The following is a 23,088-nucleotide window of genomic DNA, read 5'->3' on the forward strand; positions in this document are numbered from 1 at the left end:
GTAGAAGATCACCAGGGAAATTGCACATCCTGACCTGCCCCCCGGTTTTAGTACGAAGTAGAGTTAGAGTCCGAGGTTAATAATTCCTTCGCTTCGTGCGCCTGCGCGAATTTCATCGGCGCCAGATAACCGAGTGAGCTGTGGGGCCGCTCGGTGTTGTACTCGATACGCCATTCCTTAATCAAATGCCTGGCATGGCGCATGGAAACGAACCAGTGCTCGTTCAGGCATTCGTCGCGGAATCGCCCGTTCAAACTCTCGATGTAGGCGATTTCCAAGGGCCTGCCGGGCCGGATGAACGACAGCGTGACACCACCTCATAAGCCCACGCATCCAGCACCTTACCAGCGAACTCCGGACCGTTGTCCACCGTGATGGAAGCAGGCAAGCCGCGCATCTCGCGTAACCGTTCAAGCACCTGCTTGACCCGCAGACCCGGCAACGAGCTATCGACCTCGATAGCCAGGCACTCACGCGTGTAATCGTCGACCACGTTCAGACAGCGAAAGCGCCGACCATTGGCCGACCCGTCGCTGACAAGTCCATTGACCAGCTCTGGTTCGGTCCCGTTGGCACCGGCAGCGGTGTGCGCTCGACAGCGGCAATGCGCTTGCGTCGCCGCTTGCGCACGCTCAGTCCGGCCTTGCTGTACAGCCGCCAGATGCGTTTGTGATTGGCCAGCCAGCCCTCGCGCCGCAACAGCACGTGAATTCGCCGATAGCCATAGCGTCGCTTTTGAGCCGCGATGGCCATCATCCGGCCAGTCAGCGCTTCGTCGTCGGCTCGTCGGCGCGACTCATACTGGAACAGCGAGCGCGAAATCCCTACCAGCCCGCAGGCCCGGGTGACACCCATGGCGCGTTCGGTCATCAACATCTGGACCGTCTCGCGTTTGGGCTGCGGGCTTGCTATTTTTGCGACAACAGGTCCTTCAACGCCAAGTTGTCGAGCATCGATTCGGCCAGCAGTCGCTTGAGCTTGTTGTTCTCCTGCTCCAGCTCCTTCGGGCGCTGGACGTCGGAAACCGTCATGCCGCCGAATTTCGCCTTCCAGTTGTAGTAGGTCGCCTCAGAGATGCCGTGCTTTCGGCACAGCTCTGCGGGCTTCAAGCCAGCCTCGCCCTCCCTCAGCACGCCAATAATCTGTTCTTCGGTGAATCGCTTCTTCATGACCGCTCCTTGTCGGAACGGACTCTACACCGTCAGCGTACTAATCTCGGGGGGCAGGTCAACGGCCGTATCAGGCGCGTCTATCGACAACAGCAGCGGTACAATTGAAGGCGGTACGTTAGCCGTCACGAGCTCGGGCGACTTGATGAACCGCTCGGGCAAACTGACGCAGCACGGTGTGGCTGATCAAACCATCAGCGTGCGCGGTACGCTCGATAACACCCGCGACACGATTACATCCCAAGCGAAAAGCCTTGCAATCAACACGCAGGCGCTCGCGAACAACAGGCGCGATTGAGCACCCGGGTGCGGGGGCACTGTTCGTCAAGACACCGGGCGTGGTGTCCAACAGGGCGGAACAGATCGTGACCAATGGCGCGCTTTAATTCCATATGGGCGGCGGCGCGAAAGACAACAATGGCGGTACGATACAGGCGGCTTGCTGTTTGACCCCGGGAAAACGTACGACGTTGCTTGGTCATCAGACACCTTTTCGTGGAGGCCACTTTCACCTAAAGCGGTGCCCGGATTCGCTAGACTAATACAGTCAAACGCGCCAAGCGTCGGTATTTATATTAGAGAATGCGGCACCGGCTCTGTCTCTAACGATAGTCCACGTTCCTTCATCGAGCGCGCAGCAGCCAGCAAGAAAATTAATCGCACGAATCTGATTTATAGCGACAAAAACGGAAAGTAGCCCTGAGTCGAATGTGCTACCTGTCTCCTCGGCGTAACTGTTGGCAAAAGCCTTCCACAAATGGACTCTCTCGTCTTCTTGTAGATGCGCAATATTGAATGCCAAAGTCCCCAAATCAAAAAGACGCGGACCAATAAAGCAATCTTCAAAATCAAAGAAACCGATTCTTCCGTCTTGTAGCTTTGCATTCGCGACTCTCGCATCGCCATGGCAAACCCCAGTGGGGAGATTGTTAATCTCACTCTTGAAGTTCCTTAGCACTATTTCTCCTGCCTTTTTTACGTCAGCTTCAATTTGTCTTGTAATCAGGTTGCCTAGTGAAAGCATTACGGAAGTTTCTTTTATCAGCTTTGCTAATTTTTCGCTTGAATCCGTCGTTGAATTGCATTCAGGTAGTATTCGATGAAGAATCGATAAACCCTTGCCAAATATGCTAAACCCTTGCGCATCGTGGGTTAGGTCTTTGTCACCAACTGATGTGAAGACGGCTATTGACCGAACAATTCCTTCAAGCCAAACGTTACAACGATAGCTTTGGGATTTCGTCAGCAGTGGCCGGCATACCGATACATTCGCGACATCAGTTGGAAATCCAGCGAGCGTTCGTAATTCGAAATCAATTTGCTCCTCAGTTCGGAGGCATTGTCGGTAGACTCGCACGTAATACTGCTGTCCGCCGTCGCGTACTGAGAAAGTGGTATTAGCTCCGTCGATTACCAATGATACATCCGGGGTTTTTAGTCCATAGTGTTGAATTAGTAGGTCTGCTATGTCTTTTGGACTGGAACTCATTGCATTCTCCTTGCCCTATCAAAAGCTAGCTGCTCCGGCGAGCGGACACTAGCATTCTAGTGGAATCGAGCGTCAGCTCATTTTCATCGATATCTCTTATGTTAATGTCGGCAAATCCAGAGTTCTGAAGGAGTGAAGCGATCTCCTGAGCACCGTATAATCTTACCGAGAAAGCGCCCGCGTGATGATCTCCTTCAATTACGCTCATCCTCTTTGTGCTTAGTCGCTCGGTATGTAGATTGTATGTATATTGATTGACCAATAATCCGGTTTGAGTCTTAAGTACATCGTAGAAGGGTTGATCTCTGCGGATATAGTGCGCTTTATTAAGGTGGTCAATCACCAGTGATCCCCCAAGCTTCAGTGCATTTTTGCATAAAGCCAGCATTCGTGCGTTCTCCACGTCACTAAAAAGACCAAAGGTCGCATGCCATAGAAGAACTGCATCAAAGGTCTGACAATCGACGATCGAGTCAAGTTCCCTCATGTCGCCGCGAACGTAAGTCGCAGCGAACTGCGGCGGCCGGGCGCTTTCTTGGGCGAGGCCGATAGCCGTTTCGCTGAAATCCACGCCAGTAACGACTGCTCCCATCGCAGCCAAATGATTCGACATCCGTCCGTGACCACACCCTAGATCAAGAATTTTCATTCCTGGTCTGACGCTAATGCGTTCACATAATTTTCCAGCTTCTCGCTTCGTTAATTCGGCATCAAGGACTTGTCGGTAAAAGTGAAGATATATGTCGGATGACCCATCCATCATTCCCTCAACCCCTGTGTACTGCATCGTTACGTCTTCTTGAGTCATAGCGTCGTTAAAGATTTAGACGAAGAAAGTGCTCAATGGAGGCTAAATTTGCCAGTTGTGCGAAGGGCTCATGTTTGTCGCCGGCAATGAACGCCCGAAATTGCGCCTCTACAACAGCCGTATCGATCAAGTTTTCGGAGGCGAGGATCCCATCTTTTACCACGCATAAGGCCTTCGGCCACTCAGATCGAAGAGCTTTTCTTGCCACCTCCACAAAATTTTCCCCATAGTCGCGGACCTTATAGAACGGCATGCCATAAAACGTTTCGAGATATTTTATCGCGACGAACTTTTCTTTCCGGCAATCGTCAGGGAGATTCTGACAAAACGCAATGACAAGGGGGTCGGCCAGCACGTTCACTGGCCACAAGCCTTTCTGCACTAGTTGAGCGCTATGAGACAAGTTAGCGAGAAGCGTACTGTCAGCTAAAATTCCAGCTGGCGCGCGCTCGTGAAATAGCTCTGAAAGTTCTCTTCGAGCTTCACTTGATAGTAAATTTTGTGCACTCGCAGTCGGATCTGGTTCGCGCTCAACCAAAGCCGATCCAGCCTTGTCTCGAGATAAAAATAGTTCGTCGCCGCCATAACCACCAAGTATCACGCGCTTCCGAGCCGAAGCTGCCGAATCCCAAATGACGGAAAACGCTCGGTGATAATACTCATAAGGCATGTAGCGAGCGGGTCTTATGTCGTTGGTGAGAAAAAAAGAGGGCATGCAAGATTCGATAGCACATGAATGATCAACGCCTCTGCTTCGACCTAAAATCAACTGTCGCCTTTCCGCCTGGTCCCGACCGAGGGTCCCAGGAAGAATAATTCCAGCCGAGTCACATGAGCTGCGAACGAAACGCCTGTAAGCAGTGAAGACGCACGCTGAGTCAACACCGCCACTCAATTCAGCGATGGTCGCTTCGAGATCGAGTCTACGGACAGCAAGTGCATCTCTTAGCACTTCGTCAAACGCGTCGACGACATCAACTGCCGAATTCAGTTCGTTCTTCCTTGAAAGCCCGCTATCTGAGGGATAACTGAACTGAAAATGGCCATCTTGCCAACGTAAACGGGCGCGCTCGGTCAGCAATCTAATACTTTCGAACGCTGTTCGACTGGTGTAGATGCTCTGCATAGCTATCTGTTGAATAATGAACCGTCGGTCGAGTTTCGATGGCCTTACTCGATCAATAAAGTCGGCCAGATCCCATCCCAGATTCACTTTAGAGCCTTGGCAATTGAAATAAACCGGACATGTTCCCTGCGCGCTAGCGCAAAATTGCCATTCGCAACGATCCCTTTCGAAAATATGTTCGACTATAAAGTGTTCGCCGCGGCGATTTGTAGATCTTGCAAAATGATCCCTATATTCGTCGGTTGAACAGAAAATTGTCTCAATGTCGGTCTGATGCGGATCGCGCGCGTGCGCTTCCGCAACCAGCAAGAACCACGCCCCTGCGGTTAAATAGAGGCGCGATAAGAGAGAGGGATGTTGGAGTAAATCTATGCGACCCTCGGGCCACGACAGTGTGGTTCCATCAACGAAAGGGCGACGAACGGATATGTCAGCTCGAATTTCAGAAGTCAGCATCGAAGAGTTACGCGCATCGGTGGCTCGGTCGGCCCGATATGCCATTGGTCTATCGGGGCCGGACCGCATAATATCGCTAGCGGAGGTCAGAAGTAGGTTAAAGTTGCACTGTCGCCCACACCGGGATGTTTGGGCTGCGATCGCGGTGGTTTATCAAGAAGGCTTGTTTGTACTTCGAACGAGTGTAACCCCGCTGGTTTCACCGCATCGATGAATGTAGCGAGCGATTCTGTAGCGGCAATTTCAGTGGCAGATCTAGTGATTTGCAAAGTAACACTCCGTGATGAGAGTACGTTGAAAGCGCATGATGGTCATGCGGGGAAATGCGGCTTATTCACAGCGATAATTGGGCTTTTCTTGGCGATTAGGTGATTGCGAGCGATTTCGGAAAGCCTAAAGCGAGGGTTGTGCCAAATCTGCGCGGCATGCCTATTCGCGTCTGTTGAAGCAGCCTCCGTTGGACGTTCTGCATTCGCTTCAAAGCAATAAAACGAGCCGAGAGTTTGTTACTCTACGGTTTTGAGAGCCTATCACCCGCGCTGGTTGGTTATATTAATTGCGCATTCGTTTCTCCTTGTAATGCAATCTGATCGACGGTAGTGGTACGCCCCACCAACTGACCTGCTAATTGTTGCGTGGAAAGTTACATTCAACGCGTACTTGTAGGGCGTCACCTCTTTGGCGAGCGCTCGACCGTTGAGCGGACGCCACATGCTCAGACGCAAGTTTGCACAGGTAACGCTCGTGCTTTTATTCGTGTAAACCCACATATTGGGATAATAAATCAGATAATTCGGCCTGTTAGGTGACCGTGCTTATTAGCGTGACGCGCTCCGTTACAGCATTGAGCGATTTAAAGGGGTGATGACGAGATCGTAAGCACGTGTCGACGCTCTGATTGCGGACAAACTCAACGTATTGATGCCGCGACCAGCGCGGCATCATCACAAAGAACCAAGTCTTGTGGATTTCGCCGGTGTGCGCATTGGCGAAGATCGGACACGTGCCGAAATCGACCTGTGCGGCTCCTGCGGGTTGGACTCCAGCCGCATCGGTACGTCCGGCATGAACTCTGCCGTCAACTGGTGAAGTTACTGCAAATAGGCCGTTATGGTGCAAAAGGTGTGTTGCTTTGATTATAAAAAAGTGCTCCCAAAGTCGACGACCACAACGCTCGCAGCGATTTTTGGCAGCATGCCATTCACAGAGACCCGCTGCCGAGGTAATCATCCTAGAAAATGCACAGGCGAAGCGCGTCGCGAAAAGCGCCTTCATTTAAGAGTCGGACCTGCAAAATTGAATCTTGCAGGTCCGACGACTGCGCAGTCTGGTCCGGACGTAAGCGCACATTTCAGCCAGATCTGCGGCGCACAAGTGAAGGTTGAGGCATGACGTTGAGTCGGAAACGCGCCCACGCGAGCAACGAGAATACAGGGCCGAGGCCCAGGCGAACGATCGCGCGCAGTAGCCAGCGCAGGTTGTAGCCGGCCGCACACAGCACCGCACGCAGCGCGTCAGCGGTTTGCCCCTTGAGCCAGCAGCGCTGCATACCGTGATCCTGATTCACATGGCCGATGATCGGCTCGATCGCCTGCCGTCGCCTGAGCCAGCGCCGTTGTGTGCTGGTCAGGGTCTTGTGTTTTCCACGATGAATCAGGCGTTCTGATGATACTTCGGCATCTACACCGCGAAACCCCAGATCGACCAGTACCGTCTTCGGCTGCGAGTGCTGCTGCACATCCAGAGAGCCGGCTCGAATTGCCCGCGCTCATCCATGGCACGACTCCTCGGCAATGTCGGCGGCCAAGTCGGATGCCATTCTCACTGCGTCGCGCGCTTCATCGAACGCCGCCCCGGAAACCGGCATGCCGTGCGCCGTGCATGCAAAAAGTCCACCTACTTTTGCCGCGACGAGATGGAGGGCCTCTTGCGCCTCCCGAGCGTTCGCCTGCGCCGTCGTGATCCGCTTGCGTAACCGCTCAATCTCTGTTTTTCGGGCTCGGTGCTTGGCCGTCCAATACTCTGCGGTTCGATACTCCCCTAGAATGCTCGCGGAGGAGGCGCGATGATTCCATGCTTCGAATTTCTGCTGAGGCGTGTTCCCAATGGGTCCAAAGGCCATGCAGTTATCGTTCATGCACTCGATGTAGTGGCGGGCATCGCGCACATTGGTCGATCCGCAGAACGGACACGGTTTCAGATTTTCTTTCACTTCTCGTCCTTGATAAGCTCGCGCTCGTGCGCTTGATAATTGGGGTCTGATAGATTTGCTGAAGGGATGAATCTGGGCACAGCGCGGCGCGGAACTCGTCGTCCTGGGCACCGTAGTACTGGTTGCCGTAGCCGAAGTTCTGACACCAGGCCCAGCCGGTGTTCTCTTCCTGCTGCTGGCCGGACCAGTACCAGTCAGACTCGAACTCGCCCTTCAGGTTGGCGAAGAGCAGGGACTGCTCGCGTCGCGTGGGAAGTTCACCGCCTTGCTTGATAGCCCATTGACCGGCGCGCTTCCATTCGACGTCTCCGACCTCGCCCGGCAGCAGAATCAGGTGATAGTCCGCTGCGCTGTTTCCACCGAGCACGACGCCAGCGTAGTGAGGTCGGCTGAAGAAAGTGGATGCCAACATTCCGTAGAATTGAAGAATGGAGGCATTGATGAATCGAATCCCCAAGGCCGTGTACACGAAGGAATTTCGTGAAGAAGCAGTAAAGCTGGCAATGACTGACGGCGTTGGCGTGTCCGAAGCGGCGCGTCGACTGTCCATTTCGATGAAGACGTTGGCGAACTGGGTTCGCGCCGCAAAGGAGGGCAAGCTGGAGCAGGTTGGACAGACCCAGAGGCCACTCACAGAGATCGAGGCGGAGCTGGGGCGGCTCAAACGGGAGTTGGCGGAAGTGAAGATGGAGCGCGATCTCTTAAAAAAGTTTGCGACGTACTTTGCGAAGGAGTCGCGGTGAGGTACGGCGTTATCGAACAAATACGACAGCATTACCCGGTGCCGCCGATGTGCCGGTTTCTGGGCGTATCCATCAGCGGCTACTACGCCTGGCGCACACGGCCGGTGTCGCTGCACGCTGAGCGGGAGCTTCAACTCGAAGCACAGGCGCGCCGCTCACGAGCGGACCCGACAAACCTTCGGTCCAGAGCGGCTACAAAAGGATCTGGCGAATCATGGTGTTCAAATCGGCGTTCATCGCATCAAGCGTTTGCGGGCAAAGCTCGGCCTGCGATGCAAGTAAAAACGCAAATTCAAGGCGACGACCAATTCAACCCACAACCTACCAGTCGCACCGAACCTGCCGAATCGGGACTTCAAGGTAAGCGGGCCGAAACAGGCCTGGTGCGGTGACATCACGTATATCGCGACCGATGAGGGATGGCTTTATCTGGCCGGCCTCAAAGATCTGTTTAGCGGAGAGGTAGTCGGCTACGCGATGAGCGAGCGCATGACAAAACAGCTGGTAATGCATGCACTATTTCGTGCTGTGGCGTCGCACCGACTACCGGCCGGTCTGATACAGCACACGGACCGCGGCAGTCAGTATTGCGCTCACGCCTATCAGAAGCTTCTCAAACAGTTCGGCATGCAGGCGTCAATGAGCAGACGAGGCAATTGCTTCGACAGCGCAACCATCGAGTCATTCTGGGGTTCACTGAAAAATGAACCCGTCTATTATCGCAAGTTCGTGACTCGTAATCAGGCCCAGAGAGAAATTACGGAATACATCGAGATCTTTTACAACCGGCAACGCACACAAGAGCGTTTGGACTATCTGTCGCCGGCCGCTTTCATGCAGCGATTTCATTTGCGTAAAATCGCTGCTTAATCCGTTGGAGTCCACGGATTCCGACCGACCTCACAAGCATTCCGGGTATTTCCTCGGCATGCAGGCCTGCCTGCAGGTAAATTTTTGGTCGAGCACCACGGGTCCCGTATCGATGCACAGTAAAGTGGCGGCTGGTCGAAGGAAAACCAGCGTTAAGATTAATTCGTTCTATCTCTTTCGTCATTGGATTTCGAAGTGATTGTGTGGAAATCGGCGTGGGCCAGAGGGAATCGCGAGATAGATGCGAAATGCCGCCAACTCTAAACCTCGTCCGCACGGGCGAAGAGCTAATCTCGAATATGCAATTGCGAATAAGCTCGCCAAGGTATTTGCATGGGAATTTAAAGACTACCAACCCTGATGCGAAAAGCAACCAACCTCGCCATCGAGCTTGGTTGGTTGCTTCAATGCAGCGTTGGCGGAAGCGTAATGATGATGAGCTACCCGTGTTGCACGAGCACGCGAAGATTTGAGCCACGTACTTAAGCCGCCGAGCAAGGCATTGGATGCGCGATAGCCAGTACTCCTTGATCAAAGATCCGCGGTGCCCCGTGGACTATGCTTGTTAAAAATGTTGCTATAAGTTGTTGATTTTTGGTGGCGCATTGTATGGTTTCGCTCGCTTTCGTAGACTGCTTGAAAACCGCTCAGACGTCCACCGAAAAAGGGTTTCAGCGATTTTTCTTGATATTTGAGTTCCATGTACTCATCCAGCCCGTACTTCGAGCCTTCGCGGCCGAGTCCCGACTGCTTCACGCCGCCGAACGGCGCGACTTCGGTCGAGATGATGCCTTCGTTGATGCCCACCATGCCGCTCTCCAACGCCTGCGCCACACGCCACGCACGGCCGAGATCGCGCGTGTAGAAATACGCGGACAGGCCATACGGCGTGTCGTTGGCGAGCGCGACGACTTCCTCCTCCGTCTTGAAGCGGAAGCATGCGGCGACCGGGCCGAAGGTTTCTTCGTCCGCGATCAGCATGGACGGTTGCGCATCCGCGAGCACGGTGGGTTCGTAAAACGTGCCGCCGAGTGCGTGCGCCTTGCCGCCGGTCAGCACCTTCGCGCCTTTCTGCACGGCATCGGCGACATGCGTCTGGACTTTCTTCAGCGCCGCTTCGTTGATGAGCGGACCCTGATCGAACTCGCCCTGCAAGCCGTCGCCCACGCGCAGCTTGTGGACCGCGCGCGTCAGCGCTTGCGTGAAGGCTTCGTACACGCCGTCCTGCACGTAGAAGCGATTCACGCACACGCAGGTCTGTCCCGTGTTGCGGAATTTCGAAGCGATGGCGCCCTGCACGGCAGCGTCGATATCGGCATCGTCGAACACGATGAAGGGCGCATTGCCGCCGAGTTCCAGCGAGAGCTTCTTGAGCGTGTCCGCCGATTGCTTCGCGAGCAGCTTGCCGACGCGCGTGGAGCCGGTGAACGACAGCTTGCGCACATCCGCCGATTCGGTGAGCGTTTGACCGATGGCGATGGCATCGCCGGAAACGATGTTGAACACGCCCGCCGGAATGCCCGCTTCTTCCGCCAGCACGGCCAGCGCGAGCGCGGACAGCGGCGTTTCCTCGGAAGGCTTGAGCACCATCGTGCAACCGGCAGCGAGCGCGGGGCCGGCCTTGCGCGTGATCATCGCCAACGGAAAATTCCACGGCGTGATGGCGGCGACCACGCCCACCGGTTCGCGCGTGACGACGATCTGCGAATTCGGCTTCGGACTCGGAATGATGTCGCCATAACTGCGCTTGGCTTCTTCGGCGAACCATTCGAAGAAGCTCGCGGCATAGGCCACTTCACCGAGCGCTTCGGCATACGGCTTGCCTTGCTCGCGCGTGAGCAGCGTGGCGAGCGCTTCGCGATGTTCGAGCATCGACTCGCCCCAGCGCTTCACGCGTGCGCCACGTTCCTTGGCCGTCAACGCGCGCCAGGCGGGAAACGCGGTCTTGGCGGCGTCGATGGCGCGCTGCGTTTCCGCCGCGCCGCCACGCGCCACCCGCGCGATAGTCGTGCCCGGCAACGCGGGATTGCTCACCGGATACGTATCCGCGCTTTCGAGCCATTTGCCGTCGATGTAATGACCGGTCCTCAACAGATCCTTCATGCTGCGCGCTCCAGTTGTTCATCGAACGCGCCTTGCGGCTCACGCGCGTGGCGCGCGATACGCTTGCCCGCCGTGTAATCGTTGATGAGATCGCACGGCGTGTAGTTGCGCTCGATCTCGTGCAGTTCGTCGGCGTCGAGTTTCGTATCGAGCGCGGCGAGCGCGCTGTCGAATTGCGCGGGCGAATCCGCGCCGACCAGCATGCTCGCGATACCCGGACGCCCGAGCACCCAGGCCTGCGCAATCTGCGCCGCGCTCACGCCGCGACGTGCCGCCACGCGCGCCACCGATGCCGCGATGGCCTGCGATGCAGGGTCGCCATACATTTGCGCCGTGAAGAAATCCGTCTGATTGCGCGTGCTTTTCGGATCGACCGAAAGCAGGCCGCGCGCGAGCGGACTGAACACCGACACGCCCACGCCCTGATCCATGCAGTACGGAATCATTTCGCGTTCTTCCTCGCGATACGCCGCGTTCAACTGCAACTGCATGTTGATCGGCTTGTGCCAGCCATGCCGCTCGCAGGCTTGCATGATCTTGGCGAATTGCCACGTGTACATGGTCGAGACGCCGATATAGCGCGCCTTGCCCGCACGCACGATATCGTCGAGCGCGGCCATGGTTTCTTCGACGGGCGTGTTCACGTCGAAAAAATGCAGCATGTAGATGTCCAGATAATCCATGCCGAGGCGCTTCAGCGACGCGTCGATGCCGTCCATCACATGCTTGCGCGAATGACCGCCCGCGTTCGGCGTGCTGCCCATGTCGTAGCCGACCTTGGTGGTGACCACGATATCCTCGCGCTTCGCCAGCCGCTTGAGAATGCGCCCGACGACTTCCTCGCCCACGCCCGTCGAATAGAAATCCGCCAGGTCGATGAAGTTCACGCCCGCTTCCAGCGCGTGGCGCACGATGGGTTCGCTCTGCGCTTCATCGAAAATCCACGGCTTCCATTGCGGCGTGCCCATGTTCATCGTGCCGAGGCACAGGCGCGAGACTTTCAGGCCGGACTGGCCGAGACGGATATATTCCATTTGCCAGAACTCCTTAGCGCTTCTTGGGCGTGTAGAACGGGTTCGACACATCGCGCGCGGCCTTGAACACGGCGCTCTTGTGCGGCAGCCCTTCCATCGCGGCGATGATCGCGTTCTTGCAGGCGCGGTAGTTGTTCTCGAACACGGCATCGAGATCGTCGGTTTTGGGATTCACCCAGTTGGCCGACACGACCACCCAGTCGTTCTCGGCTTCGGGCGGCAGCGTGCCGTTTTCGAGCGATTCCGCCACCGCCTTCGCGATGCCCGCCTGCGATGCGCCCCACGTCGCGTTACCGTGGAAGTCGCCGTCGATCTGCGCCTTGTTGACGTACAGCGTGAGCGGCTTGGTCGGCACGCCCGGCTGCGCGATCACGACGAACGGCGCGTGACCCGTGGACGGCGTGGCGAGCGCGGTCGCGAACGCCTGTCCGGCGGGACCGTTGCGCGGCCCGACCAGCACGTTGATATGGGCGAGATTCACGCCCGGCCCTTCGAAACCTTCACCGATAAAGAGGTTCTTTTCCACTTGACTGCTCCTATAGCGTTTTTTGCCACCGCCCCCGGTGGATGAGGCATTCTGCGGCGGGCTTCGCGCGAGGAGGAATCGAGGATTTTTGAGGAGGGGTGTGAGATGGAATCAACTCCGGGATGACCCGTAAGGGTTTCGGAGAGAATGGTTCTTTTTTTGGCTTTGCCGGAGTGAGGACACTTGGACTACATGACTTTCGCGCATCGCCATGCCGTGGCGGTGATCGTGCTGGCGCATCTCGTTGTGCCAGCGGTGTGTGTTGTCGCGTGGCGCTGGGGCCGGCGTGCCGTTGCGTATGTTGCGGCGTCGATGATGGCGCTCGGCGTCGGCGTCTTCATCGCGATGGCGAAACGCGTCGCGGAGGGTTCTGCGTTCGCCGCCGCCGATCAGCGCTTGCTCGATGCGATTCGCGGTGGATTGCCGGCGTTTGCATCGCCGCTATTTTCGCGGCTCACGCATCTCGGCGATCCGTGGTTTCTCGCGGTGATGTGCGCGCTGGTCTGCGGCGTGCTGCTCGTGCGGCGGCGCGTGGGGCTGGCGGTTTATCTTGCCGTCGCGGCGAGCGCGGGCGGTCTGCTCAACACGACGATCAAACTATCGATGCGCCGCACACGCCCGACCGGCGCGCTCGTTCCCTTGCCCGAGAGCTTTTCCTTTCCGAGCGGCCATACGTTCGGCTCGATGGTCTGCTATGGCCTGTGCGCGTACATGCTCATGCGTCTCGCGCCGAGTCGTTGGGATGGCTGGATCGTCGCGCTGGCGAGCTTCGTCGTGCTGATGATCGGCACGAGCCGCGTGGTGATCGGCGTGCATTTTCCGGCGGATGTGGTGGGCGGGTTCGCGGTGGGTGGGGCGTGGCTGGCGGGGTGTATTGGATTGGCGGAAGTGATGCGGCGACGTAACGCCGTCAACCCAAACCAATAACCGCTGGCAAAACATCCACCAACACGATCTTCACGATCGTCATTCCCGGAAAGATCATCGCGTAGCCGATATCCGGTGCATCGCCCGGTGCGAGCTTGTTGGCATACGCGAGAATCGCCGGATTGCCCGTCGCCCCCGCGACGATGCCCGCGACCTGATCGAACGGCATGCGAAACACCAGCAGGCCCAACAGCAGGATAGGCAGCACGAGCACGACGAGCAGCAGCGCGCCGAGTCCCAACATTTCGAAGCCCGTCTGCGAAACCGTCGCTGCGAAGCGCGGTCCTGAAGACATGCCGACCTGCGCGAGAAATACCGTCAGCCCGAAATTGCGCAGGACCAGATTGGCCGAGAGCGGCATCGTCCACGATACGTTGCCCGTGCGCCGTAGATGCCCGAGGATGAGCGCCGCGATCAGCACGCCGCAAAGCCCGAGCGATATCTTGCCGATCATTGGCAAGGGCACGGCAATCGCGCCGAGCAAGAACCCGAGCGCCATGCCGAAACCGATCGAGATATAGCTGAAGTCCGCCGTTGCCTTGATCGAATCGCCGAAATACCGCCGCAGCGCTTTGAACGATCCGCGATTGGCAAGCAGCCCGACGCGATCGCCGGGTTCCAGCACGAAATCCGCATGCGTGAGCAGGTCCGTATCGCCGCGCCGAACATGAAGCACGACGGCGGGTTGGCCGCCCGGCCATTCCAACTCACCTAACGCGCGCCCGACGACGCCCGCACGCGACGCAAACACGCGCAGATAATCCAGATCGCTGCGATCCTTCGATATCCGCCCCGGTTCCACTTCGCCAATCTGCTGCACCGCCGCCGCCAGCGATTCGCCGCTCGTGCCCACGATCAGCAGCGAATCGCCTTCGTTGAGCTTCATGTCCGGCGTGGCCGCTTCGTTGTGTTGCGCATGACGTCGCGCGACGATCCGCACATCCGCGGGCACACGATGCGTCAGTTCCTCGATTCGCATGCCGAGCAGCTTCGGATTGCGTACGGTGATTTCGAGGCCGCTCAAACCCGCATCCGCCGATGTTTCCTTCTTCGGCTTCATGAAGGCATAGACGATATACAGCATCAAAATAGGCCCGGCGACACCGAACGGATAGGCCACCGAATAACCGACCGCCGGGTCCTGACTGCCGAGCTTCGTGATGGCCGCCTGCAAGGTCGCCGTGCTCGTGCCCGAACCGGCGAACAGGCCAAGCGCATGCCCCGGATTGATATGCAGCACCCTGACATACATCACGCTGACGAACGCCGACAGCGCGACGCCGATCAGCGCAAGCAGATTCGCGCGCCGTCCATAAGCACTCTTGAAGCCGAGAAAAAACTGCCGTCCGTACTGAATGCCGACGGCATAGAGAAAGAGCGCGAGACCGAGCGTGCCGACCATCGGCGCGGGCGCGGATTTCGGTGCGAGCCAGCCCACCGCGAGCGCCACGAACAACACAGCGCCCACACCGAGCGAGAACCCTTTGAGGTTGATCTCGCCCACCAGATAACCCAACGCGATGGTGAGAAAGAGCGCGAAGAACGGCTGCTGTTCGAGTAACGCGATCACGAAGTTCATGGCGGCTCCTCGTCGCTGGTCCGCTGCCCGTGAAACGCACCGTTTCTCGCGGCCTGCGTAAGCCGGAAGAAAGACGCGTCGCGCCATGCTACGAAAGGCGCACGCGCGCCGCAATGGACTTTCTTGAAACGACGCGCATCACGCATCGGTTCGGATTCGGATTTGGTCGATTGTCGCGACGCGGGCGTGCCGTTAGTTTTGCACCTTTCTCAAAAGAGGTGACACGATGCTTCGAACCTTACTAGGCGCATTCATCGGCGCGATGACATTGATCGCAGGTCTGAGCGGATGCGCCAGCGACCCGAATCCCGTGGCGGTCATGAGCCAGGTGCATGTCGGCATGACGAAGGACGAGGTCATCGACCGGCTCGGTCCGCCCGATGGCAACTGGGGACCGTGGCATTCGCAGTGCATCGAGTACGGCTTCAAGAAGTATGCGACCGACCGTTACGCGATCTACATCAACAATCAGAATCGCGTGATCTTTACCGAGCATGCGGGTTGCAACATCAACCGGGCTGAACAACTCGGCTTGCGATGAGCAAATGACCGGCGCGAAGGATTTATTCTTCGCGCCGTTTTTGTATCAGGCCAGTGCGCGCTGCTCCAACGGCAAGCCGCAACGTTCGGCCAGCACGCCGAACAGCAGTCCGAGCGTGGTCCACATCACCACCTGCATGCCGATGGCCGCCACGCGAAACTTCCACAGCACGACGGCGGGAAACGCGGCGGGCACTTCATCGATCACCGGCAACACGTTCTGAATGACCGCGATCAACACGATGAACAGCAGCCCCGCGACGATGGAGCCATTCCATTCGCCCCACGCCACGGCGGCACGTCGCCGCACCTTCAGCGAGAACACCATCACCGCGATGGAGATGGCGATCATCAAAAAGAATAATCCGGTTCGATAGCCTATCGTTTCAGGATCGCCCACGGATGGCGGATTGGCCGGGTATTTGATGTTCGGCACGATGACAATGGCCACGAACGCCGCAAGGGCCAGCAATGCCGCAAGCGGCCGCGCCTTGAGCCGCCCCGCGCGTCCGTAGAGATAAGCGAACGTCAGTGCGAATATGCCGCCCACCGCCGCGCCATAAACGACCACGCCCGTGAACAAGCCGAAGCCCGCTTGCGTGTGACGGCTGACGAGTTCCGGTTCGGGCGCTTCGCCCTTCGCTGCATCGGCTTTTTCTTCGAAGGCGATGGCGCGATCCACCTGCGGTTCACCCGTGACCTTGGCGAAGCAGAACGTGAGCAAGCCCGCCGCGATGCCCGCGATCATGCCGCGCACCAACAATTTTCCGACCATGTGTATGTCCTCCCGAGGGGTTGCGCGCCCCTGAAGCTGATTGAAAAGGTACGGGTTCCGGGTCTGACTTCCGGCATGCGCGAATGCCGGTCACAGTGGCGCGACCGCGCCGGAATTGCACCGGCTTCCGGAAAACGTATTGGGCGCATTCTACGTCGGAAACGTGGCACGCCGCGCATCTTCGTTCACATGGATTCGCGCAAATGCCGTGCGGCCGACACCATGTTCCTGAGCGCGGGAATGACTTCATCCCATTGACGGGTCTTGAGGCCGCAGTCAGGATTCACCCACAGCCGCTCTGCCGGAATGCGTTGCGCGGCTTTCTTCATCAGATCGACGATATGCGTTTCGCTCGGAATGTTCGGCGAGTGAATGTCATACACGCCCGGACCGATTTGATTCGGATAGCTGAAATGTTCGAAGGCATCGAGCAGTTCCATGTCCGAACGTGAGGTCTCGATGGTGATGACATCCGCATCCATGTCCGCGATCGACGCGATGATGTCGTTGAACTCCGAATAGCACATATGCGTGTGAATCTGCGTTTCGTCCTGCACGCCGCCTGCCGCGATGCGGAACGATTCCACCGCCCAGCGCAGATAAGCGTCCCATTGCGCGCGACGCAGAGGCAGTCGTTCGCGCAACGCGGCTTCATCGATCTGGATGATGCGCACGCCCGCGCGCTCCAGATCGAGCACTTCGTCGCGAATGGCAAGCGCAAGTTGATGACACGACGCCGAACGCGGTTGATCGTCGCGCACGAACGACCAGTTCAGGATCGTGACCGGACCGGTGAGCATGCCCTTCATCGGCTTATTTGTTTGCGATGCCGCGTATTGGGTCCATTCGACCGTCATCGGCTTCGGACGGCTGATGTCGCCGAACAGAATCGGCGGCTTCACGCAACGCGAGCCATACGATTGAACCCAGCCGAATTCGCTGAACGCGTAGCCATCGAGTCGTTCTCCGAAGTATTCGACCATATCGTTGCGCTCGGCTTCGCCATGCACGAGCACATCGAGGCCGAGCGCTTCCTGTTCTTTAACGGCGCGCGTGATTTCCTTTTCCATTGCGATGCGATAAGCGTGGGCGTCTAACTCGCCGCGTTTGAAAAGCTGGCGCGCGTGACGAATTTCTTGCGTCTGCGGGAATGAACCGATGGTCGTCGTCGGGAATGCGGGAAGATTGAACAACGATGCTTGTTTCTTCGCGCGTATTTCGTAAGGGCTCAGACGTTGCGTGCGTGCAATCGCTTCCTTGATCGTACGATTGTGAACGCGCGGCGATGAGCGTCGGCTTTCGATGGCGGAAGCGTTTTCTGCGAGCGCATCGGCTACTGCATCGCGGCCTTCGTTCAGTGCGCGGGCGAGCACGCTCAGTTCATCGAGCTTTTGCAGCGCGAATGCGAGCCACGAACGGATATCGGCATCGAGTCGAGTTTCGCTGTTCAGATCGACAGGCACATGCAGCAGCGAGCACGACGGCGCAAGCCATAGACATTTGCCGAGTTGCGCATGCAGCGGTTCGAGCCATTCCAGCGTTCCGATAAGATCGGTCTTCCAGATATTGCGTCCGTTGATCGCGCCGACCGACAATACGGATGTTTCGGATAACTGTGCAATGAGTAAGTCGATTTCTTCGCGCGCGTTGATCGCATCGATATGCAGACCATCGACCGGCAACGAGCATGCAAGCGGCAGATTCTCCTGCAACTGCCCGAAGTACGTCGCAAGCAGCAAACGCACGCGACGCGCCGACAAGACATCGTAAGCCGCGACGAACGCGGCTTGCCATCGCGGATCGAGTTCGGTCACGAGCGCGGGTTCATCGATCTGCACCCAATCCACGCCGAGCGCCGCGAAGTGATCGAGCAAGGCGGCATATACCGGCAAAATGCGCGGCAAGAGTTCGAGCCGGTCGGTTTCATCCTTCGACTTGCCGAGCCACAAATACGTCACCGGCCCGATGATGACGGGCTTGGCCGTCACGCCCAATGCGCGCGCCTGTGTCAGTTGTTCGATCAGGCGCGAGGCATCGAGCGTGAACTGCGTGTTCGCATCGAACTCGGGGACGATGTAGTGATAGTTCGTGTCGAACCACTTCGTCATCTCGCCTGCGTGCACGCCGCCGCAGCATGTGGCCGAACGTCCGCGCGCCACGCGAAAGGCGTTGTCGAGCGCGTCGCCATCAAAACCGCGCACGCGCTCCGGCAGATTGCCGAGCGTGAAGCTCATGTCGAGCACTTGATCGTAGAACGCGAAATCGCCCACCGGCACGTAATCCAGATGCGCCTGCGCTTTCCAATGTTGTTCGCGTAGCTGCGCGCCGACGGCTTTCAACGCGTCGCGCGACGACTGATTCTTCCAATAGCTTTCGAGCGCGAACTTGAGTTCGCGATGTGCGCCGATGCGCGGGAAGCCGAGATTGTGTGTCGTGACCATCGTGCGTGTCGTCCTTGAATGAGGTTTCATCGCCGATGATAGAGTTTCCAATGCATGAATAAAAATGGTATGTTTTCATGCATCGATTAACTTATTTCATGGAGCAAAAACATGCTGGAACGCGCTCACTTGATGGTCGTGCGCGAAGTCGAGCGGCAAGGCTCGATGACCGCTGCCGCTGATGTACTCAATCTCACGCAATCGGCGCTCAGTCATACGGTGAGAAAGTTGGAGCAGCAGTTGGGCACGCCGATATGGCTGCGTGAAGGGCGTTCCATGCGGCTCACGCAGGCGGGCCACTATCTTCTCGGGCTGGCGAATCGCATGCTGCCGCAGTTCGAGCAGGCCGAAGCACGCATGCAGCAATATGCGCAGGGCGAGCGCGGCACGCTGCGCATCGGCATGGAGTGCCATCCGTGTTACCAGTGGTTGCTCAAGGTCGTGTCGCCGTACCTTGCGCGCTGGCCGGATGTGGACGTGGACGTGAAGCAGCGCTTCCAGTTCGGCGGCATCGGCGCGCTGTTCGATTACGAGATCGACATGCTGGTCACGCCCGATCCACTGAAGAAGCCGGGCATTCGCTTCGAGCCGGTGTTCGACTACGAGCAGGTGCTCGTGGTGGCGGATGACCACGCGTTCGCCAACCTGCCGCATGTGATGCCCGGGCAACTCGGCACCGAAGTGCTCATCACGTATCCGGTGGAAACGGATCGCCTCGACATTTACGCGCAATTTCTCACGCCTGCGAATGTCGTGCCGCGCCGTCACAAGACGATCGAAACGACCGACATCATGTTGCAGATGGTCGAAAGCGGGCGCGGCGTCGCGGCCTTGCCGCGCTGGCTGGCGGAAGAGTACGCGGACCGCATGAAGATCACCACCGTGAAGCTTGGAAGGAAAGGCATCGACAAGAAGATTTATCTCGGCGTGCGCGATGCGGACCTCGGCATCGATTATCTCGCGGCATTTTTAAAGCTGGCGCGCGAAGCCAAGCATGCGCGCCTAAGCGCTCACCGATGACGAATGCATGGCGGATTGCTGATAATTCTCGATGCCGATCTTGTCGATCAAACCAAGCTGCGTCTCCAGCCAGTCGATATGATCCTCGGTGGCATCGAGCAATTCGACCAGCAGATCGCGCGAGACATAATCGCGCACGGACTCGCAATATGCCGCGCCTTCCTTGCATTGCACTTGCGCGGCGCGCTCCAGCGTGAGATCGAATTCGAGCGCCTCCTGCGTGTGCGTGCCGAGCTTGAGCGTGTGCATGTCCTGCAGGTTCGGCGTGCCATCGAGCATCAAGATGCGCTCGATGAGTTTGTCCGCGTGCGATAGCTCGTCCATCGATTCGTCATACTCATGCGCGCCGAGTCCGGTCAATCCCCAATGCTTATACTGCCGCGCATGAAACAAATATTGATGCACTGCAGTCAGTTCGTTCTTGAGTTCTGCGTTGAGCGTGTCGATGACTTTCGGATCGCTTTGCATGCTGCCTCCGGCGCTTTTGACTACACCGAAGAATAGACGCTGATTGGACAAACCCATGCAACGAGACTCATTATCGAATCGTTTATCTATCTTTGAGTAGATCAGGGTGATGCGCGACGAGCCTTTTGGATCACCGCGCGTGACGTGCAATTTGCGCTCAAGGCATGCGAATACGCGTCGCAGACTCCGGTTGTAATTGCTTGGGGCGAACAGCTTGCTCGCCATCAATTCGCGCGCGTCAGCCGCAGCCGCGGATGACCGTAAAAGACATAGGCCAGATAGGTTGCATCAGGCGGCACGCCATTCGAAGCGAGATATTTTCGCCGCAACGAACGCAGAATGGCGCCGATCGGCTCACCGCATGCCGGCGGTGGCGGCAGGGCGCGACGCCAGAACTCCAGCGCGATGTCGTGCGCGATCTGATCGTCCACTTCCCAGAGCGCGCCTAACACGCCGCCGAAGCCGCCTCGCAAGGCGTTGCCCGGAAAGCCCGACATGTCACCGAGCAATTCGCCGCCGACGCCGAGCATGCACGCGTTGAGGAACAGCAGCGGCTGGAGCGTGCCGCCGAACTTCGCTGCACGGAACAGCGTCGAACGCAATGGCGCGCCATTCGACAGAAACAAGACGGACGCGTCTGCCCGATCGATCTCGAAGTCACCGTGGCCCGCGAAATGCACGGCCTCAACGTCTTCCACGGACGGAAATGTGCTTTGTAGCGACCGCTGCAGCAGGTCGCGCATGCTACCGGCGGTCGCATCCAGACGACAGGCGTCATGACTGCGCGCGAGCGAGCGCGCTTCGTCCTCGGCTTTCTGCAGGCGGGTCAGGCCGCTCTTGCGTTTGTACCACGCGGCCATCACCGCCAGATGCCGCACGCTGATTCTCGACAACGGATGCGTCGCCGGGCGCGGCAAGCCATTGGGTAGCGGCTCGTCGTTGCCTGCGCGGAGCCAGCGGCCAAGCAGCGTCTGGCAGCCGAGCCATGCCGGCTGTGTGGCATCGAGAGGCGTGTCCATCCACGCCAGTTCCCACGGAACGTAAGGCTCGGCGCTGACGATCAGCACGGCAGGCGATTCGGGCGCGCTGTGCCGCGCGACTTCGGAAAGCGCCTCGAACACCTGTGCCGGAAGACACTGTGCGATGAGACGCCCCTGCGCTTCAAGCGTCATTTCGAGCAGCACGTCGCCGCTTGCCTCGCGCACTTCGTCGACGAGTGCGCTGGCAAAGGTCCGGGCGTCCTGCCCCAGATCGATGTAGAACGGTCCGCGCGCCGTGTTCAGCGCATGTGGCGAGCGTAGCGTGACGACGTAGTGTCCGTTCGCCGCATTGCGGTCCGGCTTGCTGATCTCGATGGTGAGATCGGGCGCGTCGGCGTCGGGCGCGAAGAGCATCGATTGCGCTTCGGCGAGCATCGGCTGACTGTGGTGTCCTCCCGTCGGGGTCATGTTCCGGCCCAGAATCATGATCGGCTTGGCGGCGAAACCGATCACGGTGCCGGCCATCACGTAACGGACTTCGAGCATGGTAAGGATTGCTTCGTCCGGATCGTCGACGTCGCCGATGATGTCGAACGTGACCTGCGCCGTGTCGATATCGTCGGGGTGAAATTGCAATGAGCGAGTCCATCCGTCGAGGGCCCTCACCCCTTGGGCCGCGCTGAGTTCGATCGTCATGTCGATCGACGCATCTTTCGATGGCCGGGGAATCTTCATGCGCGCGCCCGCCACGCCGTCTCCCTTTTGCTGCGCGAAGCCGACGGTCACTTTGAAGGGCCGTTCGGCGCGCACTCTCGAATAGGCGTCGATGTACGGCCATGCCTCGACGAATTTGAGGGAACGGCGAGAGGGACGCGCAGCGGGGATAGCGGAAGCGGCAAACGCGTCGGAGTCAACCGACTCGGCGCTCGGCTGGCTTGCAACCGTGCCGCTTCTTATCTCGAGGTCCAATCCGCCCCGCGAACGACCCGTGACCACGTCGGTCCGCCGTGGCGGAATCGCTGCCGTTTCGATTTCGTAGCCGCGCAGCAGTACACATGGCCTGTCGAGTCTGACGAGTTCGTCGGCCTGCACGGCGTTCGCCGGTTCGGACAATTCGGTCAGAACGAGCAAGTCCTTCGCGCCTTTGTGAGCCTTGCAGGCATCGATGAAGTCGTCGAGCCGATGAACATGCCAGTTCACGTGCAACGCGCGTTGCCGGCGAATCACCGCGAACATCGCATCGAGTGGGCGCGCCCGCGACGCCGTCAACTGCGCCACGGTTCTGCCGGTACGCTTGCTGATCCGCGCGAGCACCTGCGCGGCGCCCTCATCACCGGGATCACGCCAGAACCCATGTAGCGCCAGCCGTTCGAGCGCTGCCGTGGGGGACATGGTCGCGTCGAGCACCAACGCGGGTTTGAACACATCGCCGAGCTTCATCTGGACCTCGCGGGCCGGGTCGGGCGTCGCGTTCCGGTGCTTGCAGGCGAATCGGCCGGCCCGAACACCTCTCGAGCCAGTTTAAGCGCACGCAGCCCTTCCTCGGGGTGAAACAGCAGCGTGGTGTGCACTTCGTTGATACGCCCTTGCCCGAAGATCGACATCAGACTGGCGAGTGCCGCATCGTTGTCCGGGAACTCCGAGATCGCGACGCCATCGTATTCGCCGAAGCTATAGAAGAAGTGATGCAGCGTGCCGCCGAACGCCTCGGTCGCCGCGCGGATGACCTCGGCGCGATCGTCGGGTTCGAGCAGCATCGATCGAATCTGCGTGTCTTTGTAGCGCCATTGATGCAGGTAGAAAGGCATGGTCGTGTTCCTCG

18 protein-coding genes and 5 pseudogenes are annotated in these 23,088 nt (G+C 58.2%); 6 read left to right on the top strand and 17 right to left on the bottom strand.

What is annotated here, in order from left to right; genetic code table 11:
• Positions 1–47: 47 nt before the first annotated feature.
• A pseudogene (locus ACZCWR_RS27665) lies at positions 48–1,169 on the bottom strand (IS3 family transposase).
• Here ACZCWR_RS27665 and ACZCWR_RS27670 point away from each other — a divergent pair.
• Positions 1,168–1,272, top strand: a pseudogene (locus tag ACZCWR_RS27670) (hypothetical protein); the annotation flags it as partial. The pseudogenes ACZCWR_RS27665 and ACZCWR_RS27670 overlap by 2 nt on opposite strands.
• Before the next feature lie 39 nt (positions 1,273–1,311).
• On the top strand, positions 1,312–1,467 hold the full coding sequence (locus tag ACZCWR_RS27675; protein WP_487306194.1) for a hypothetical protein: 156 nt from the start codon (positions 1,312–1,314) through the stop codon (positions 1,465–1,467).
• Positions 1,468–1,716: 249 nt separating this feature from the next.
• On the opposite strand, the gene ACZCWR_RS27680 is transcribed toward ACZCWR_RS27675, so the two are convergent.
• The 7 genes and pseudogenes from ACZCWR_RS27680 to ACZCWR_RS27710 all read right to left on the bottom strand — a co-directional run bounded on the left by ACZCWR_RS27680 (position 1,717) and on the right by ACZCWR_RS27710 (position 7,729).
• Positions 1,717–2,658: a phosphotransferase enzyme family protein gene (locus ACZCWR_RS27680; RefSeq protein WP_487304864.1), complete on the bottom strand. Its 942-nt coding sequence runs from the start codon at positions 2,656–2,658 to the stop codon at positions 1,717–1,719.
• Positions 2,659–2,683: 25 nt separating this feature from the next.
• Positions 2,684–3,466 (bottom strand): class I SAM-dependent methyltransferase, encoded by a 783-nt coding sequence (locus tag ACZCWR_RS27685; RefSeq protein WP_487304865.1) that lies wholly within the window; start codon positions 3,464–3,466, stop codon positions 2,684–2,686.
• Between the two features lie 7 nt (positions 3,467–3,473).
• On the bottom strand, positions 3,474–5,093 hold the full coding sequence (locus ACZCWR_RS27690; protein ID WP_487304866.1) for an asparagine synthetase B family protein: 1,620 nt from the start codon (positions 5,091–5,093) through the stop codon (positions 3,474–3,476).
• Between the two features lie 756 nt (positions 5,094–5,849).
• A complete protein-coding gene (locus tag ACZCWR_RS27695; protein ID WP_487304867.1) occupies positions 5,850–6,323 on the bottom strand; it encodes a hypothetical protein in 474 nt (157 codons plus the stop codon).
• 76 nt (positions 6,324–6,399) lie between these two features.
• Positions 6,400–6,768 (bottom strand): annotated as a pseudogene (locus tag ACZCWR_RS27700) (transposase); the annotation flags it as partial.
• Between the two features lie 48 nt (positions 6,769–6,816).
• The gene (locus tag ACZCWR_RS27705) at positions 6,817–7,185 is read right to left on the bottom strand and encodes a hypothetical protein (protein WP_487304868.1); all 369 of its coding nucleotides are present in this window, start codon (positions 7,183–7,185) and stop codon (positions 6,817–6,819) included.
• On the bottom strand, positions 7,175–7,729 hold the full coding sequence (locus ACZCWR_RS27710) for an Lcl C-terminal domain-containing protein (RefSeq protein ID WP_487304869.1): 555 nt from the start codon (positions 7,727–7,729) through the stop codon (positions 7,175–7,177). Before ACZCWR_RS27710 ends, ACZCWR_RS27705 begins: the two co-directional genes overlap by 11 nt.
• Here ACZCWR_RS27710 and ACZCWR_RS27715 point away from each other — a divergent pair.
• Positions 7,701–8,873: pseudogene (locus ACZCWR_RS27715) on the top strand (IS3 family transposase). The gene ACZCWR_RS27710 and the pseudogene ACZCWR_RS27715 overlap by 29 nt on opposite strands.
• Before the next feature lie 687 nt (positions 8,874–9,560).
• Here the strand turns inward: ACZCWR_RS27715 and ACZCWR_RS27720 are convergent.
• The 3 genes and pseudogenes from ACZCWR_RS27720 to fae all read right to left on the bottom strand — a co-directional run.
• Positions 9,561–10,976 (bottom strand): annotated as a pseudogene (locus tag ACZCWR_RS27720) (NAD-dependent succinate-semialdehyde dehydrogenase); the annotation flags it as partial.
• Positions 10,973–12,010, bottom strand: coding sequence for an aldo/keto reductase (locus ACZCWR_RS27725; protein WP_487304870.1), 1,038 nt, complete (start codon positions 12,008–12,010; stop codon positions 10,973–10,975). The gene ACZCWR_RS27725 and the pseudogene ACZCWR_RS27720, both read right to left, overlap by 4 nt.
• Positions 12,011–12,023: 13 nt before the next feature.
• The gene (gene fae / locus ACZCWR_RS27730; RefSeq protein WP_487304871.1) at positions 12,024–12,536 is read right to left on the bottom strand and encodes a formaldehyde-activating enzyme; all 513 of its coding nucleotides are present in this window, start codon (positions 12,534–12,536) and stop codon (positions 12,024–12,026) included.
• A gap of 192 nt (positions 12,537–12,728) precedes the next feature.
• Between fae and ACZCWR_RS27735 the strand changes: the two genes are divergently transcribed.
• Positions 12,729–13,463, top strand: coding sequence for a phosphatase PAP2 family protein (locus tag ACZCWR_RS27735; RefSeq protein ID WP_487306171.1), 735 nt, complete (start codon positions 12,729–12,731; stop codon positions 13,461–13,463).
• Here the strand turns inward: ACZCWR_RS27735 and ACZCWR_RS27740 are convergent.
• On the bottom strand, positions 13,447–15,042 hold the full coding sequence (locus ACZCWR_RS27740) for an aspartate:alanine exchanger family transporter (protein ID WP_487304872.1): 1,596 nt from the start codon (positions 15,040–15,042) through the stop codon (positions 13,447–13,449). The genes ACZCWR_RS27735 and ACZCWR_RS27740 overlap by 17 nt on opposite strands.
• A 226-nt stretch (positions 15,043–15,268) precedes the next feature.
• Between ACZCWR_RS27740 and ACZCWR_RS27745 the strand changes: the two genes are divergently transcribed.
• Positions 15,269–15,583 carry a hypothetical protein gene (locus tag ACZCWR_RS27745; protein WP_487304873.1) on the top strand — a complete coding sequence of 105 codons (315 nt, stop codon included), beginning with the start codon at positions 15,269–15,271 and terminating at the stop codon, positions 15,581–15,583.
• A 45-nt stretch (positions 15,584–15,628) separates the two neighbouring features.
• Here the strand turns inward: ACZCWR_RS27745 and ACZCWR_RS27750 are convergent, their stop codons facing one another.
• Together ACZCWR_RS27750 and metE are read right to left on the bottom strand one after the other, a co-directional pair.
• Positions 15,629–16,357 (bottom strand): CbtA family protein, encoded by a 729-nt coding sequence (locus ACZCWR_RS27750; RefSeq protein ID WP_487304874.1) that lies wholly within the window; start codon positions 16,355–16,357, stop codon positions 15,629–15,631.
• A gap of 185 nt (positions 16,358–16,542) precedes the next feature.
• Positions 16,543–18,798 carry a 5-methyltetrahydropteroyltriglutamate--homocysteine S-methyltransferase gene (gene metE, locus ACZCWR_RS27755; protein WP_487304875.1) on the bottom strand — a complete coding sequence of 752 codons (2,256 nt, stop codon included), beginning with the start codon at positions 18,796–18,798 and terminating at the stop codon, positions 16,543–16,545.
• 111 nt (positions 18,799–18,909) lie between these two features.
• Here metE and ACZCWR_RS27760 point away from each other — a divergent pair, with 111 nt between their 5' ends.
• Positions 18,910–19,818 (top strand): LysR family transcriptional regulator, encoded by a 909-nt coding sequence (locus ACZCWR_RS27760; protein ID WP_487304876.1) that lies wholly within the window; start codon positions 18,910–18,912, stop codon positions 19,816–19,818.
• On the opposite strand, the gene bfr is transcribed toward ACZCWR_RS27760, so the two are convergent.
• The 3 genes from bfr to ACZCWR_RS27775 form a co-directional block, all read right to left on the bottom strand.
• Complete coding sequence (gene bfr / locus ACZCWR_RS27765) at positions 19,801–20,286, bottom strand: bacterioferritin (protein WP_487304877.1); 486 nt, start codon at positions 20,284–20,286, stop codon at positions 19,801–19,803. The two genes, ACZCWR_RS27760 and bfr, sit on opposite strands and share 18 nt — an antisense overlap.
• A gap of 224 nt (positions 20,287–20,510) precedes the next feature.
• The gene (locus ACZCWR_RS27770; protein ID WP_487304878.1) at positions 20,511–22,706 is read right to left on the bottom strand and encodes a CHAT domain-containing protein; all 2,196 of its coding nucleotides are present in this window, start codon (positions 22,704–22,706) and stop codon (positions 20,511–20,513) included.
• Complete coding sequence (locus tag ACZCWR_RS27775) at positions 22,703–23,074, bottom strand: GYD domain-containing protein (RefSeq protein ID WP_487304879.1); 372 nt, start codon at positions 23,072–23,074, stop codon at positions 22,703–22,705. The genes ACZCWR_RS27770 and ACZCWR_RS27775 overlap by 4 nt, the downstream gene beginning before the upstream one ends.
• Between the last annotated feature and the right edge of the window lie 14 nt (positions 23,075–23,088).

This window comes from Caballeronia sp. A2-2, assembly GCF_057612605.2.